Genomic DNA, 13,960 nt, shown 5'->3' with positions numbered 1-13,960 from the left:
GAGGGCTCAACCCGGCCTCTCCGGCACCCACGGTGAATCCTCTGCGATCCGCATCACGCAAGGATCTGCGTGCCGTAACACTGCGTGCAACACCTCAAGGCTTCTGAATCGATACTTCTCGGCGTGTCCGGGGTCCAGATCGGCCGCCACGCGTGTCGCCACCCAAATAAGTGAATAGAGTTCGTATTTCTCGGCGGCCATGGCGGCATTTGTGACGACGTCGAGTGCAGTAGCGCGTTGCTCCGGTTCCCCGGCCGTCGCGAGTGCGACTCCGAGCACGATGTCGGATTTGACGACGTGCCGAGACGAACCGCGAACCCGCGCCGTTTCCGCAGCTCGCCGCGCGGGCGCGATCGCTTCACGCGGGCGGCCGGCGGCCAGCTCGATCTCGGCGCCGACCCAGCCGCCGCGGACGGTCGCGCGCCAGCGGTCGTCGGCCTCCGCCGCGCGGGCCGCCAGACGCCGGGCTGCGGCGAGGCGGCCCAGGGCGAGGTTGTCGGCGGCCAGGCCGAGCAGGGCGTCGGCTCGCGCACCGGCCGCGTCGAGGCCGTCCGGGTCCACGCGGGTCGCGCCGGCACCGTCCAGAGCCACCAGGGCCTCCCCGTCCAGCGCCCGCGCGGCGACGTGCCCCCCGAGCTGACGGCGGTGCGACGCCAGCGTGGTCGCGGCCAGAGAGGCCACCACCGGGTCGGCACCCCGGCGCAGGTCGGCCAGCGCCGTGGTCGCGGCGGCGTAGCGACCCTGGGCGCCGAGCACGACGGCGGCCAGCAGCCGCTGCCGGGGCGCGGCGGAGCGCGGCGCGGTGACGGGCACCGGCGGCGGCACGAGATCGCCGAACGCGAGCTCGACGAGGGAGGTTCGGGGCACGGGACCTTTCTAGCGCCCCGCCCCGACAAGAACGTGCTCGACGCGGCCCGCGGCGGCGGGCAGGTCGGCGAGCAGCTCGACCTTGTCGGGCAGCGTGGCGACGTCCCAGCCGGGCCCGCACGCGAACAACCGGCTGCGCTGGCGGCCGCGGGACACCCGCGCGAACAGCCGCGGGTCCGCCGCGTCGCGCCGGTGCGCCCACAACACCACCGCGGCGGGCGCGCTGCGGCGCACGGCCACCGCCAGGACCTCCGCGGGCAGCGGCACGCCGAACAGCTGCGCGCCGATCCGCCGCCCGGCCAGCGCGGCCGCGAGCGCGTAGACCGGCATGGTGTCGCGTTCCTCCGGCACACACGCGAGCAGCACCGGACGCAGGTTGAGCGGCGCGTCGAGCACGGGCGTCGCGCGCACGAGCGCCGCGTACACGCACTCGGCCAGCAGGTACTCGACCTCGGCGCCGGCACTGACCCCGCGCCAGCGCGCGCCGAGCGCCGCGAGCACCGGCTCGACCACACCCGACCATGCGGCGAGCACGCCCAGCTCGTCGAGGGCCTCGGCCAGCATGCGCTGCACGGCGCCGACGTCCATGGCCAGCGCGGCCGTGCTCAGGCGGCGGGCCAGGCGCGACGGAACCTCACCGTCGGCGGGCGCGGAGTGTGCCGGGGTCGCGGGTTCGTCGGCGGGCGGGACGATCTCCGCGCGCGGCATCTGCTGCAGCGCGTAGCGAGCGGCTTCGGCTGTCGAGGCACCGCGGAGGAGGGCGCGCTGCATGAGCTCGAGGCGATCGATGTCGGAGCTGCCGTAGCGGCGGTGCCTGCCGTCGGTGTGGCGGCTGGGGCCAAGGCCGTAGCGGCGGTCCCAGGTACGGAGAGTCGACGGGGCGACCCCGAGCCGGCGAGCGACCGAGGCCACCGGCAGGGTGGGTTCTCCTTCACGCGCTCCGGATCCCACCCGGCCAATATCCAGGCCCGCGAGAGTCACGGCAACCGGAGCCAAAACCCCTGCTCACCATTCCGGGGGATGCCTAACGGCTGAATCATCCCGAAGCCCTTGAACAACTATTGGCGCGCTTCTAACGTTACCGCCGTTGCACCGAATGGAGTATCGGCACCACAGCAGAGCAGCAAATGGCATCGACCGGATGACGGAGGCGGTCAGGATGGCAGACACGCGCAGGCTCCCCGGTCCCAACGCAGATATGTGGGACTGGCAGCTGGAGGGGTCGTGTCGGGGGATGGACAGCGCGGCGTTCTTTCACCCGGACGGCGAGCGTGGTCCGGCTAGGGCACGCCGTGAGGCCAGGGCGAAGGCGGTCTGCCTGGCCTGCCCGGTGCTGGACATGTGCCGGCGGCACGCACTGGCCGTGCACGAGCCCTACGGGATCTGGGGCGGACTGTCGGAGTCCGAGCGGGAGAACCTGATCAAGCAGGACAAACGAGCGCTGAGCATGTCCGGCGGCTGAGCGCGATCACGAACTCGCGACAGGGGCGGTGTCCACTTCGGACGCCGCCCCTGTCGCGTATCCGGCGTCGGTGCCCGGCCACGAGCGCATCGCCAGGTCGATGGCGGCGGTGAGCCCCGCGAGGTCGACGCCGTCGCGGGCCTGCATCGACAGCCCGAACAGCACCGTGGCGTAGTAGGCGCCGAGCGCGTCGGGGTCCCCGGTCAGCTCGCCGGCGTCGATGCCCCGCTGCAGCCGCTCGCGGATCAGCTGGCGCACGTCCGCGCGCGATTCGGCCAGCAGGTCGCACACGCCCCGGTTCGCGGGCGAGCAGTTCGTGCCGGACAGCACGACCATGCAGCCCGTGGGGTGGCCCGGCTCCACGTACGTGCGGGCGTTGTCCCGAAGCATCGCTTCGATGGCTTCGCGCGCCGTCGGCTCTTCGGCCAGCGTGCGGGGCGTGTGGCTGCCGTACGTGGTGCCGTAGCGGTCGACGGCCTCGCGGAACAGCGCCTCCTTGCTGCCGAAAGCCGCGTACAGGCTGGGCGGGTTGATGCCCATCGCGCCGGTGAGGTCGGCGAGCGACGTGCCCTCGTAACCGCGCTCCCAGAACACGAACATCGCCTGCGTGAGCGCGTGTTCTCGGTCGAACGCGCGGGGCCGGCCACGCGGTGACATGGACCACCTTCTTTAGCAAGCGATACAAAATACTTGACGCCGCCATGCTACAACGTCTTTTATGTAGTCATCGATACAGAAAGGAACCTCGATGGGAACGCTGGACGGCAAGGTCGCCCTGGTGACAGGCGGCAGCCGAGGCATCGGCGCGGCGATCGCGAAGCGGCTCGCCGCTGACGGCGCCGACGTCGCCATCACTTACGAACGCTCCGCGGACAAGGCGGCCAAGGTCGTCACCGAGGTCGAGGAACAAGGCCGGCGCGGCCTCGCGCTGCAGGCCGACTCCGCGGACGCCGCGGCGGTGGCCTCGGCCGTCGACCGCGTCGCCGAGGAGCTCGGCGGGCTCGACATCCTGGTCAACAACGCGGGTATCTCCATCGCGGCGCCGCTCGACGAGCTCTCGCTCGACGACATCGACCGCACGCTCTCGGTGAACGTGCGCGCCGTGCTGGTCGCCACGCAGGCGGCGCTGAAGCACCTCCCCCGCGGCGGCCGCGTGGTCTCCATCGGCAGTGACCTCGCCGAGCGCGTGCCGTTCCCCGGCATGAGCCTGTACTCGGCGAGCAAGGCGGCGCTGATCGGCTTCACGCGCGGCCTGGCGCGCGACCTCGGGCCGCGGGGCATCACCGCCACCGTGGTCCACCCGGGCTCGACGAACACCGACATGAACCCGGTCGACGGTCCCAGCGCTGCGGCACAGGTGCCGCACATCGCGCTCGGCCACTACGCGGACGCGGCGGACGTCGCCGCGACCGTGGCCCATCTGGCGGGCCCGGACGGCCGCTACGTGACGGGCACGGCGATCACGGTCGACGGCGGGTTCACCGCCTGAGCCGCGGGGCGCCGGTTCCGGCCGGCGCTCACCGGGGCCGCGCCGCCAGTCCGGTCCAGAACCGGAGGGCGGCGCGATCCAGCTCGAGGGCCAGCTGCGTGGCGTGGTCGGACGCGGCGGCGGTGCCGTGCCGGGCGATGCGGCCGCGGTGCTGCTCGACCTGTTCGGCCGCGAGCCGCGAAAGGCTCTCGGGGTCGGCGAGGTCGCTGAACGCGAGCTTGAGCCAGGCCACGCCGCGGATCTCGGCCGGCTCGGCATCGGGGCGGCTCAGCCACTCCCGCAGCGCCCGGTGGCCGGCTTCGGTGACGCAGTAGGTCTTGCGACGGCGGCCGGACGTCTCCTGATCACCTTCGAGCAGCCCTTGCTCCTGCAGCTGGCCGGAAATCGCGTACAGCTGCGCGTGCGGGATGGGCCAGTACCGCCCGATCGAGCGGCGCAACGCCTGCTTCACCGCGTACGGCGTGGTCACGCCGAGCTGGGCGACCATGCAGAGCACCACGTACGCCGTGGCGGAAAGCTCTCGCGTTCCCGAAGTCATCGGCGCCTCCAGTAGTCACACTGAGACTACTCGACGGCACCGGGAAAACCGGCGGCCAAGATCTTCCGCACGCGATCGGTCAGGCCGCGGCGTTCGTGCGCCGGACGCACCGGTGGCGGAAAGACGGCGGCCGAACCAGTCGGTGCCCCGGGAGGGAAACCCAGGTGCACCAAGCGATCCGGGTAGAGCGCGACGCTCGTGTGGACCTCGTAGGTCACGCGGTCGCCGTCGAGGTCCCGCGAGCAGCGGCTCCCCCGGGACCAAAAGAACCGGGGCGGCACCCCCTCGAAAGGGAGTACCGCCCCGGTTCGACGTGCTGGTGGAACTAGTGCGAGTGACCGTGGCCGTGGCCGGCGTCGGGTTCCTCGTCGACCGGCTTCTCGACCACGGCGCTTTCCGTGGTGAGCACGAGCCGGGCGATGGACGCGGCGTTGGCGACCGCGGAGCGGGTCACCTTGACCGGGTCGACGATGCCCGCCGCGATCAGGTCGGTGAGCTCGCCGGTGGCGGCGTTGAAGCCCTCGCCCCAGCTCTGCTCCTGGACCTTGTTCACGATGACCGCGCCCTCGTGGCCCGCGTTGGTCGCGATCCAGAACAGCGGGGCGGTGAGCGCGTCGCGGACGATGCGGACGCCCGTGGCCTCGTCACCGGTCAGGCCGAGGTCGCCCTCGAGCTCCTTGACCGCGTGGACCAGAGCCGAGCCACCGCCGGGGAGGATGCCCTCTTCGACAGCCGCCTTCGTGGACGCAACGGCGTCCTCGATGCGGTGCTTGCGCTCGTTGAGCTCGGTCTCGGTGGCCGCGCCGACCTTGATCACGGCCACGCCGCCGCCGAGCTTCGCGAGCCGCTCCTGGAGCTTCTCGCGGTCCCAGTCGGAGTCGGTGGTCTCGATCTCGTTGCGGATCTGCGCGATCCGGCCGGCGATGGCGTCCTTGGAGCCCGCGCCGTCGACGATCGTGGTGTCGTCCTTGGTGACGACGATCCGGCGCGCGCGACCCAGCGAGCTGAGGTCGATCTCGGACAGCTTCACGCCGATCTCGGCGGACACGACCTCGCCGCCGGTGATGAACGCGAGGTCGTCCAGGAACGCCTTGCGGCGGTCGCCGAAGAACGGCGCCTTGACCGCGACGGCGATGATCGTCTTGCGCAGCGAGTTCACCACGAGGGTGGACAGCGCCTCGCCGTCGACGTCCTCGGCGATGATCAGCAGCGGCTTCTTGGCCTCGACGACCTTCTCCAACACCGGGAGCAGGTCGGCCAGCGCCGAGATCTTCTCGCGGGACAGCAGGATGTAGGCGTCCTCGAGGATCGCCTTCTGGTCCTCGGGGTTGGTCGCGAAGTGCGCCGACAGGAAGCCCTTGTCGAACTGCACGCCCTCGGTGATCACGAGCTCGGTCGCCAGGGTCGACGACTCCTCGATGGTGATCACGCCGTCCTCGCCCACGCGCTCGACGGCCTCGCCGAGCAGCTGGCCGATCGTGGCGTCGCGGGAGGTGACGGTGCCGACCTGCGCGATGTTCTCGCGGCCCTTGACCGGGGTGGCCTTGGACTTGAGGACCTCGATGACCTTCTCGGCCGCGGCCTCGATGCCCTTGCCGACCGCGGTCGGGTTGGCGCCGGCGGCAACGTTGCGAAGGCCGTGCTTGACCAGCGACTGGGCGAGCACCGTGGCGGTGGTCGTGCCGTCACCGGCGACGTCGTTGGTCTTCGTGGCCACGTTCTTGGCCAGCTGCGCGCCGAGGTTCTCGAACGGGTCGTCGAGCTCGATCTCACGGGCGACGGTCACGCCGTCGAGGGTGATGGTCGGGCCGCCGAACTTCTTGTCCAGAACGACGTGGCGACCACGCGGGCCGAGGGTCACCTTGACGGCGTCGGCGAGCTTGTTCACCCCGCGCTCGAGCGCGCGACGAGCGTCCTCGTCGAAACTGATCTGCTTGGGCATAGCGTGTTCCGCTTACCTTTCAGGGGTTTTTGAACGCAAGAACGCCCCGTCCCCCGGCTTGTGCGGGGCCCGGGGCGTCATGCGCTTCGAGCGGACGTCAGTTGATGACGGCCAGCACGTCGCGGGCGGAGAGGATCAGGTAGTCCTCGCCGTTGTACTTGACCTCGGTGCCGCCGTACTTGGAGTAGATCACGACGTCGCCCACGGCCACGTCGAGCGGCACGCGGTTGCCCTTGTCGTCGATCCGGCCCGGGCCCACGGCCAGAACCTTGCCCTCCTGGGGCTTTTCCTTGGCGGTGTCGGGGATGACGAGGCCGGAAGCGGTCGTCTCCTCGGCCTCGCTCGTCTGGACAACGATCTTGTCCTCGAGCGGCTTGATGTTCACGCTCACCGGGTTGACCTCCACGGTCGTCGAAAGCGTCGGCAGGATGACTTACGGCTCCTACCACCCCCGCCGTCGCGGGTGCCGGGCGTGTTCGGGCCGTTCGATTAGCACTCTAGCCACGGGAGTGCCAGCATTGCAAGGAGGGTCCATCTGACGTGGGGGAATCCTCGGCGAAGCGGGCTGACCGGGGGTTTTGTTCCGCGATCGTTTCGAACCCCGTCATCAGGCGCCGTCGATCAGGATGAGCAGGCCGATGCCGATCAGCACGGCGGGCAGGACGACGTGGCCCCAGCGCGCGAGCACCCGTGCGACGGCGGGGCGCGTGGCGAGGTGGCGGCCGGCGGCGAGCCAGGCGGCGACCAGCACGAGGAACACGACCGCGTAGACGCTCGTGCCGCCCGGTCCGGCGGTGGCGAAGACGGGGACGTAGACGCCGATGTTGTCGCCGCCGTTGGCGAACGTGACGGCGGCTACTTCGAGGGTCCGCGGCCGGCCGGGCCGGGTGGTTTCCCCGTCGTCGCCGCGGTGGCGCCAGGCCTGGACGGCGGCGCGGATCCCCAGCGCGATCGGCAGCAGGCCGAGGTACGGGACGAAGCCGGCCGGCAGGAACGTCACCCCGAACGCGGCCGCCACGGCGACGGCGAGGATCGCCAGGAACCCGAGGTACTGGCCGATCGCGACGGCTCGGGTCGCGCCGGGAAGGCCCGCGCCGCGGGCGAAGAACAGGGCCAGCACGAGGAGGTCGTCGACGTTGGTCACGGTGAACAGGCCCACGGCCTGGCCGACGACGGTCAGGTTCACCCTCGCGAGAGTGCCAGGATCCGCTCGGTCAGGCGGGTTTGGTGGCGCGGACGATCGCGGAGTGCATGCCGTCGGCGACGGGGTGGGTCGGGGTGAGCCGGATGTCCGTGAAGCCCGCGGCCTCCAGGCCGGCGCGGTACTCCGCGAAGGACAGCGCGCCCGCGATGCAGCCGACGTAGTCGCCGCGTTCGGCGCGCTGGGCCGGGCTGAGGGTGTCGTCGGCGACGACGTCGGTGAGGGCGAGGCGGCCGCCGGGCGTGAGGACGCGGAAGGTTTCCGCGAAGACGGCGGGTTTGTCGGTGGACAGATTGATCACGCAGTTGGAGATGACGACGTCGATGGTGTTCGCGGGCAGCGGGATGGACTCGATCGCGCCGCGCAGGAACTCGACGTTCGTGGCGCCGGCTTTGGCGGCGTTGGCGGTGGCGAGGGTGAGCATCTCGTCGGTCAGGTCCAGGCCGTAGGCCTTGCCGGTGGGGCCGACGCGGCGGGCGGACAGCAGGACGTCGATGCCGCCGCCGGAGCCGAGGTCGAGGACGTGGTCGCCGGGTCGGAGCTCGGCCACGGCGGTCGGGTTGCCGCAGCCCAGGGAGGCGGCGACGGCTTCGGCGGGCAGCTCGGCGCGTTCGTCGGCGGCGTAGAGGGTGGAGCCGAAGTCCACCTCGACCGGTGCCGGGCCGCAACAGGCGGCCCCGCCCGAGGTGACTTCGAGAGCGGCCGCGGCGTAGCGCCGGCGCACGGTTTCACGCAGGTCGGTCATCGTGCTTCTCCTCGCTGGATCAGCTTGTATCGACGTTTGTGGAAACAACCTTGCGCCTTGGATCGGCAAACGTCAATATAGAAGCATGTCGATGCAAGAGCTGCCGGTGCTCGATCAGGGCGAGGCGTGCTGCGCGGGACTGACCTCCGCGCCGCTGGCCGAGGCCGAAGCCGCCGAACTCGCCCGCGTGTTCAAGGCACTGGGCGACCCGGTGCGACTGCGGCTGCTGTCGATGATCGCCTCCCGCGAGGGCGGCGAGATGTGCGTGTGCGAGCTGACGCCCGCGTTCGACCTGGCGCAGCCGACGATCTCGCACCACCTGAAACTGTTGCGCCAGGCCGGTTTGATCGACTGCGAGCGACGGGGGACGTGGGTCTACTACTGGGCTCTTCCATCCACAATGGAGAGTCTTGCGGCTGTTCTTCGTGCGCCCCAACGGTGACCATGTCGCTCTGGCGGCGGGCCGTCGCCGAGGCCGCGGGAACGGCGTCGCCGGCGGCCGTAGTCGTCGGCTCCGGCGCCCAGGCCGGCGTGTGCGGGCGCTCGTCCGAGAACGTTCGCTGCTGGACGAGTACCGCCTGACCACGGCCGAAGATCGCTAGGCTCGCTCCCGTGAGCAGCAGACTGGCCGACGACAGCGCAGGCGACGCGGACTACGGCGAGATCGGCAAGGTCTACACCGGGTTCCGCAACCCCGACCCCCGCATCGCCGCCACGGTCTTGGCGTCGCTCGGGGACGCGAAGACCGTGCTGAACGTCGGAGCCGGCGCGGGGTCGTACGAGCCGGCCGACCGCCGAGTGACGGCCGTGGAGCCGTCCGCGTCGATGCGGGCGCTGCGGCGCGCGGACAGGCCCGCGGTGGATGCGACGGCGGAGGATCTTCCGTTCGGGGACAACAGCTTCGACGCGGCAATGGCGACGTTCACCGTGCACCAGTGGCCGGATCTCGCGAAGGGGCTGGGCGAGGTCCGGCGCGTCACGAAGGGTCCCGTCGCGATCCTGACGTGCGATCCCGACCGAGTTCGGGACTTCTGGTTGTACGAGTACGCCCCCGAAGTGCTCGACACAGAGGCGCGCCGGTACCCGGCGATCAGCGAGATCGCGAAGTACCTGGGCGACACCGAGGTCGTGCCCGTGCCGGTGCCGCGCGACTGCGTCGACGGGTTCAACGAGGCGTACTACGCGCGGCCGGAGATGCTGCTGAAGCCGGCGGCGCGGCAGGCGTGTTCGGCGTGGAGCTTTGTCGACGCCGCGGCCGAGGAGCGCTTCACCCGCAAGCTGACCAGCGATCTCGCCGACGGGACCTGGGCCGCGAAGTATGACGCGCTCAAGGAGCAACCCGCGTTCGACGGCTCCCTCCTGCTCGTGATCGGCCGCTGACGACCGCTGGGCGAAACCGCCGTCGCGGAGGCTTACCAGGCGCCGACGTTTCTGGTTAAGTTTCGCCGGAAAAGCACCGACACCTGGGGGTCCCACCGATGTTCCACTCCGTTACGCGGCGGCTGGCCGTCGCGGGCGGGGCGGGGTTGCTGGCGGTCGCGTTGGCGACGTCGGCTCCCGCCCAAGCCCAACCAGCGAACCAACAGCGACAGCAGGACTTCGCAAGCGCGGCAAGCGAGTTCGGCGTCCCGCTGGACGTGCTGCTCGGCGTCTCCTACCTGGAGTCCCGCTGGGATTACAACGCCGGTACGCCCAGCACCGCCGCCGGCTACGGGCCGATGCACCTCACGGACCTGCGCACGGCCGGCGTCGTGACCAGTGAGTTCGACCAGAACGGCGAAGACCCGCGCGGCGACGACGCCCGGCCGGCGCTGCACCCCAAGCCCACGCAGCAGCCCGCGGCCGTCCCGCCCGGCCTGCAGACCGTGGGCCAGGCCGCGGCCCTGCTGCACACGGACGCGGCGACGCTGCGCACCGACCCGAAGCAGAACATCCGCGGCGGCGCGGCCCTGCTGGCCGAGTACCAGCGCAAGCTCGGCGTACGCAGCGAAAACGCGAAGGACTGGTACGGCGCCGTCGCCGCGTACAGCGGCTCCGAGGACGTGACGGCGGCCCAGACCTTCGCCGACGAGGTCTACGGCACCATCGCCACCGGCGAGACGCGCACGACGGACGACGGCCAGGCCGTCACGCTCGCCGCGACCCCCGGCGTCACACCCGACAAGGCGCAGGCCGAGCGGCTGGGCCTCAGGACAGACGCCCCGCCCGCCACCGAGTGCCCGAAGTCCGTGGCCTGCGAGTCCGTGCCGGCGCCGTACCAGGAGCTGCCCGGCGGCGACTACGGAAACCACGACATCGCGAACCGGCCGCAGAGCCAGAAGATCGACACGATCGTCATCCACGACACCGAGGGCTACTGGGACGACGCCCTCACGCTGGCGCAGGACCCGACCTACCTCGCGTGGCACTACACCGTGCGCTCGCAGGACGGCCTGATCGCGCAGCACGTGCCGACCAAGGACGTCGGCTGGCACGCGGGCAACTGGTACGTCAACGCGAAGTCCATCGGTGTCGAGCACGAGGGCTTCGCCGCGCAGGGCACCTGGTACACCGAAGCGATGTACCGGTCGTCGGCGAAGCTCGTCGGCTACCTGGCGAAGCGCTACGGCGTGCCGCTCGACCGCGCGCACATCATCGGCCACGACAACGTGCCGGGCACCACGCCCGCCACGATCGCCGGCATGCACTGGGACCCGGGCCCCTACTGGGACTGGTCGCACTACTTCGACCTGCTGGGCGCGCCGATCAAGGCCACCGCCCGGGCCGGCTCGTCGATGGTGACGATCGCGCCGAAGTTCGCCGCCAACCAGCCCGTGTTCACCGGCTGCGACAAGATCGGCTCCGGCACCCCGTGCGCCGCGCGCGGCTCGGAGGCAGTGGCGCTGCACACCGCGCCGGACGCCGCGTCTCCCCTGCTGTCCGACACCGGGCTGCACGGAACCGGACCGTCCACTATGGATGTTTCCGACGTCGGCAGCCGTGTGGCCACCGGCCAGCAGTACGCCGTGGCCGGACGCCAGGGCGGCTGGACCGCGATCTGGTACCTGGGCCAGAAGGGCTGGCTGCCCAGCAATACCGTGGTCCCGGCGAGCGGTCTCGTCGCCACGCCGAAGCCCGGCAAGGCGACGATCCCCGTCTACGGACGGGCGTTCCCGGAGGCGTCGGCCTACCCGGCGAACGTCGCCGTGCAGGCGCTGGCGCCCATGCCTTACACGTTCGCGGCGGGCCAGAGGTACTCCGTCGGCGGCGTCGTTCCGTCGGAGTACTACTCGGCGACGACGTTCGACGTGTCGGACCACGTGGTGGTGCGCGGCAAGATGAAGTACGTGGAAGTCCAATTCGGACACCGCGTCGAGTACGTGAACCTCGACGACGTGGTGCTGAAGCCAGCTTTCTGAGTCTTCACAACGAAGAAGGGCCCCTCCGCGGAGGGGCCCTTCTCGTGTCTCAGCTGTCCAGCGCCACCTTCACGCCGCTGGTGATCTCGGTGTTGCGCCGCGTCTTGGACCAGCCGTTGCGGCCGCGCACGAGGCGGATCACGGCGCGCCAGGACGTGATGTAGAAGGTGTAGATGTAGGCCGCGTACAGCAGGCCCATGCCGAGGCCGCGGAAGATGTTCTTGCTGCCCAAGCATTTCATCTGGTAGATCGGGCCCCACACCACGAACGGCAGCAGGCCGAACGAGCCGTAGATGGCGAAGAGGATCCAGGCGCCGCCGGTGAACCAGGTCCAGACCTGCGACGGGTCGCCGGCCGTGGTGGCCAGCAGGAGGATGAACGGCACCGGGTAGAGCAGCGAGCCGAGCAGCTGCATCCACGGCTGCGCCAGGTAGTACATCATCTCCGCGGCGCCCAAAGTGGACACGTGCGGCGAGTCCCAGATGCGGCGCAGGTACCGCGAGCACTGCATCGTGCCCTGGCCCCAGCGCGTTCGCTGCACGAGGAAACGCCGCAGGCTGTACAGGCCTTCCTGCGCCACATGGGAATCTGGGGTGAAGCCCGTGCGCCAGCCTGCCGTGAGCAGGTGGACGCCGAGCTCGAAGTCCTCCAGCAGAGAGCCGCGCCAGGGCTGGTGCTCGTCGCCGCCGATGGAGTCGAGGGCGGCGAGGCGGGTGAACTGGCCGTTGCCGCCCATGGAGATCGTGCCGGTGAAGCCGCGGGACGTTTGGATCGCGGCGATCGCCGTGCGGAACTCCAGGTCCTGCAACTGCGCCAGCTTGAGCCCGAACGCGCGCGCGAACCAGGTGCGCCCCGGCGGGCGGGTGCGGACGTTGCTCATGCGCACGTCGAGCTGCACGGCGCCGATCTTCTCGTCGCCGAAGAGGTGTTCGGCGACGCAGACTTCGAGGCAGTTGGCGGCGGGGCGGCCGTCGGCGTCGACGACCACCACGACCACGCGGTCTCGGTCGGTGTCGGGCTCGAGCCATTCGTTGAGGGCCTGGTAAGCGGCGTTGAGGGCGTCGCCCTTGCCCGTGCGGGCCTCGGGACGCTTGCGCGCCACCAGGTGCAGATTGGGGTCGTAGCCGCCGTTGCGCCGCCAGACCGAGCGGACGACGCGGGCGGTGCGGTCGTCGGAGTCGTCGTCGACCACCCACACGTGCGCACGGCGGAAGGTGGTGCGCAGGTAGCGCACGGTCTCGCGGATCACGGCTTCCTCGTCGCGGCACGGCACGAAGAAGTGCCAGGCGAACGCGCCGGGGTCGCCCACCGGGGCGGGTTTGCGGCGCAGGTAGGGCACCACGATCATCGCGACGTAGACGATGAACGCGACGCTCATCGTCAGCGCGAACGCCTGAGTGATCGAGAGCAGGACCTTGAAGCCGGTGTCGTTCACGCGGCCGTGCCCTGGTTCTTCTCCGCCTTCGTCTTGCGGGTCGCGAGCCAGACGAACAGCACGAGCGACACCGCGCCGCCGAGGACGCTGACCATCGAGCCGAGCAGCGTGTGGCCCCAGTAGTAGCCCTCGTCGGTGCCCAGTGCGTGGACCAGACCGACGATGGTGAGAATGCGCAACTGATTCACGAGAATGACGGCGATCGCGGCAATTACCAGCGAGAGAAACAGTCGGCGCGCATTCTGCGGACGGAAGTAGAGGAGCACCGCGGTCACGAGCAGAAGTGGCAGCAAGAGGAATACAGAAGAGCATTCCGGGGTCATTCTCAACCCGAACGGAGTAGCGCCGGTCAACCCGAAGTACACAGATTCGCGGCTACCGGCCACATAAACACCCGATGAGGTGATGACCCTCAGTATCGCCCCCGCGAGCTGCACTTCCAACTCGCGGTACGACCGCTCCACGAGCACCAGGACCACGCCGACCGCGACCACCCCGAGAACCGCCATACGCAGCGGAAACCGGGAGACGGGGGACACAGGTGTGTTCGCTACTGCCACGACGACCCTCTCAGCCGGAAACGTTCGGAAGAACGGCGGACCCCGGCGCCAGCGTAGGACACAGGTGCCGGAACTTTCGACAGGTATCTCCCTTCTCAGGGATCTCCCAGCGCCTTTCGGCACGAATGGCGAGAACCTTGCTAGGCCGTTCAGGTGATGCCCGCACCGACGTGGGGAACGGTCCGGTGAAACCACCCGATACGGTGGTCTCCCCGGAATTGTGTGCCATTTCCGGCAACGCCACCGATATTCGGTCAGCGTGCCGACTCTTGTTCAGCGGGATTCGTCCGTGCACCGGCTCGCCCTGACAAAAATCGGAGGAC

General features: G+C 70.3%; 15 protein-coding genes. 5 read left to right on the top strand and 10 right to left on the bottom strand.

Annotated features, from left to right (window positions below):
• Positions 1-6: 6 nt before the first annotated feature.
• Together K1T34_RS22345 and K1T34_RS22340 are read right to left on the bottom strand one after the other, a co-directional pair.
• Positions 7-867: a hypothetical protein gene (locus tag K1T34_RS22345; RefSeq protein ID WP_220246150.1), complete on the bottom strand. Its 861-nt coding sequence runs from the start codon at positions 865-867 to the stop codon at positions 7-9.
• 9 nt (positions 868-876) lie between these two features.
• The gene (locus K1T34_RS22340; protein ID WP_370643832.1) at positions 877-1,785 is read right to left on the bottom strand and encodes a MerR family transcriptional regulator; all 909 of its coding nucleotides are present in this window, start codon (positions 1,783-1,785) and stop codon (positions 877-879) included.
• Between the two features lie 223 nt (positions 1,786-2,008).
• On the opposite strand from K1T34_RS22340, the gene K1T34_RS22335 reads away from it, so the two are divergent.
• Positions 2,009-2,329: a WhiB family transcriptional regulator gene (locus K1T34_RS22335; RefSeq protein WP_220246148.1), complete on the top strand. Its 321-nt coding sequence runs from the start codon at positions 2,009-2,011 to the stop codon at positions 2,327-2,329.
• Positions 2,330-2,335: 6 nt separating this feature from the next.
• On the opposite strand, the gene K1T34_RS22330 is transcribed toward K1T34_RS22335, so the two are convergent.
• Positions 2,336-2,986, bottom strand: coding sequence for a TetR/AcrR family transcriptional regulator (locus K1T34_RS22330; RefSeq protein ID WP_220246147.1), 651 nt, complete (start codon positions 2,984-2,986; stop codon positions 2,336-2,338).
• A gap of 91 nt (positions 2,987-3,077) precedes the next feature.
• On the opposite strand from K1T34_RS22330, the gene K1T34_RS22325 reads away from it, so the two are divergent.
• Entirely contained in the window at positions 3,078-3,818 is a 741-nt protein-coding gene (locus K1T34_RS22325) for an SDR family NAD(P)-dependent oxidoreductase (protein WP_220246146.1), read from the top strand.
• Positions 3,819-3,846: 28 nt separating this feature from the next.
• Here the strand turns inward: K1T34_RS22325 and K1T34_RS22320 are convergent, their stop codons facing one another.
• The 5 genes from K1T34_RS22320 to arsM form a co-directional block, all read right to left on the bottom strand.
• Positions 3,847-4,356, bottom strand: coding sequence for a PadR family transcriptional regulator (locus K1T34_RS22320; protein WP_220246145.1), 510 nt, complete (start codon positions 4,354-4,356; stop codon positions 3,847-3,849).
• 325 nt (positions 4,357-4,681) lie between these two features.
• Positions 4,682-6,298: a chaperonin GroEL gene (gene groL, locus K1T34_RS22315; protein ID WP_220246144.1), complete on the bottom strand. Its 1,617-nt coding sequence runs from the start codon at positions 6,296-6,298 to the stop codon at positions 4,682-4,684.
• A gap of 97 nt (positions 6,299-6,395) precedes the next feature.
• Positions 6,396-6,689, bottom strand: coding sequence for a co-chaperone GroES (groES, locus tag K1T34_RS22310; protein WP_009072407.1), 294 nt, complete (start codon positions 6,687-6,689; stop codon positions 6,396-6,398).
• A gap of 216 nt (positions 6,690-6,905) precedes the next feature.
• Positions 6,906-7,484, bottom strand: a complete 579-nt coding sequence (locus K1T34_RS22305; RefSeq protein ID WP_220246143.1) for a cadmium resistance transporter — start codon at positions 7,482-7,484, stop codon at positions 6,906-6,908.
• A gap of 28 nt (positions 7,485-7,512) precedes the next feature.
• Entirely contained in the window at positions 7,513-8,244 is a 732-nt protein-coding gene (arsM, locus tag K1T34_RS22300) for an arsenite methyltransferase (protein WP_220246142.1), read from the bottom strand.
• 85 nt (positions 8,245-8,329) lie between these two features.
• Between arsM and K1T34_RS22295 the strand changes: the two genes are divergently transcribed.
• The 3 genes from K1T34_RS22295 to K1T34_RS22285 all read left to right on the top strand — a co-directional run bounded on the left by K1T34_RS22295 (position 8,330) and on the right by K1T34_RS22285 (position 11,642).
• Complete coding sequence (locus tag K1T34_RS22295; protein WP_220246141.1) at positions 8,330-8,686, top strand: helix-turn-helix transcriptional regulator; 357 nt, start codon at positions 8,330-8,332, stop codon at positions 8,684-8,686.
• A gap of 170 nt (positions 8,687-8,856) precedes the next feature.
• Positions 8,857-9,624, top strand: a complete 768-nt coding sequence (locus K1T34_RS22290; RefSeq protein WP_220246140.1) for a class I SAM-dependent methyltransferase — start codon at positions 8,857-8,859, stop codon at positions 9,622-9,624.
• A 98-nt stretch (positions 9,625-9,722) separates the two neighbouring features.
• Complete coding sequence (locus K1T34_RS22285; RefSeq protein WP_220246139.1) at positions 9,723-11,642, top strand: N-acetylmuramoyl-L-alanine amidase; 1,920 nt, start codon at positions 9,723-9,725, stop codon at positions 11,640-11,642.
• A gap of 49 nt (positions 11,643-11,691) precedes the next feature.
• Here K1T34_RS22285 and K1T34_RS22280 read toward each other — a convergent pair whose 3' ends face one another.
• Both K1T34_RS22280 and xrtP read right to left on the bottom strand, forming a co-directional pair.
• Complete coding sequence (locus K1T34_RS22280) at positions 11,692-13,020, bottom strand: glycosyltransferase family 2 protein (RefSeq protein WP_220247346.1); 1,329 nt, start codon at positions 13,018-13,020, stop codon at positions 11,692-11,694.
• A gap of 53 nt (positions 13,021-13,073) precedes the next feature.
• Positions 13,074-13,616, bottom strand: a complete 543-nt coding sequence (xrtP, locus tag K1T34_RS22275; protein WP_360584640.1) for an exosortase P — start codon at positions 13,614-13,616, stop codon at positions 13,074-13,076.
• Between the last annotated feature and the right edge of the window lie 344 nt (positions 13,617-13,960).

This window comes from Amycolatopsis sp. DSM 110486, assembly GCF_019468465.1.
Classification (GTDB): domain Bacteria; phylum Actinomycetota; class Actinomycetes; order Mycobacteriales; family Pseudonocardiaceae; genus Amycolatopsis.
The sequence above is the reverse complement of the archived record's forward strand: the minus strand, read 5'-3'. Positions and strand labels throughout refer to the sequence as shown.

Bases quoted from the DNA above. Each gene is read 5' to 3' on its own strand.
- K1T34_RS22280 (WP_220247346.1), bottom strand. From the start codon at position 13,020: ATGAGCGTCGCGTTCATCGTCTACGTCGCGATGATCGTGGTGCCCTAC.
- K1T34_RS22335 (WP_220246148.1), top strand. From the start codon at position 2,009: ATGACGGAGGCGGTCAGGATGGCAGACACGCGCAGGCTCCCCGGTCCC.
- K1T34_RS22295 (WP_220246141.1), top strand. From the start codon at position 8,330: ATGTCGATGCAAGAGCTGCCGGTGCTCGATCAGGGCGAGGCGTGCTGC.
- K1T34_RS22285 (WP_220246139.1), top strand. From the start codon at position 9,723: ATGTTCCACTCCGTTACGCGGCGGCTGGCCGTCGCGGGCGGGGCGGGG.
- K1T34_RS22330 (WP_220246147.1), bottom strand. From the start codon at position 2,986: ATGTCACCGCGTGGCCGGCCCCGCGCGTTCGACCGAGAACACGCGCTC.
- K1T34_RS22320 (WP_220246145.1), bottom strand. From the start codon at position 4,356: ATGACTTCGGGAACGCGAGAGCTTTCCGCCACGGCGTACGTGGTGCTC.
- groL (WP_220246144.1), bottom strand. From the start codon at position 6,298: ATGCCCAAGCAGATCAGTTTCGACGAGGACGCTCGTCGCGCGCTCGAG.
- K1T34_RS22325 (WP_220246146.1), top strand. From the start codon at position 3,078: ATGGGAACGCTGGACGGCAAGGTCGCCCTGGTGACAGGCGGCAGCCGA.
- arsM (WP_220246142.1), bottom strand. From the start codon at position 8,244: ATGACCGACCTGCGTGAAACCGTGCGCCGGCGCTACGCCGCGGCCGCT.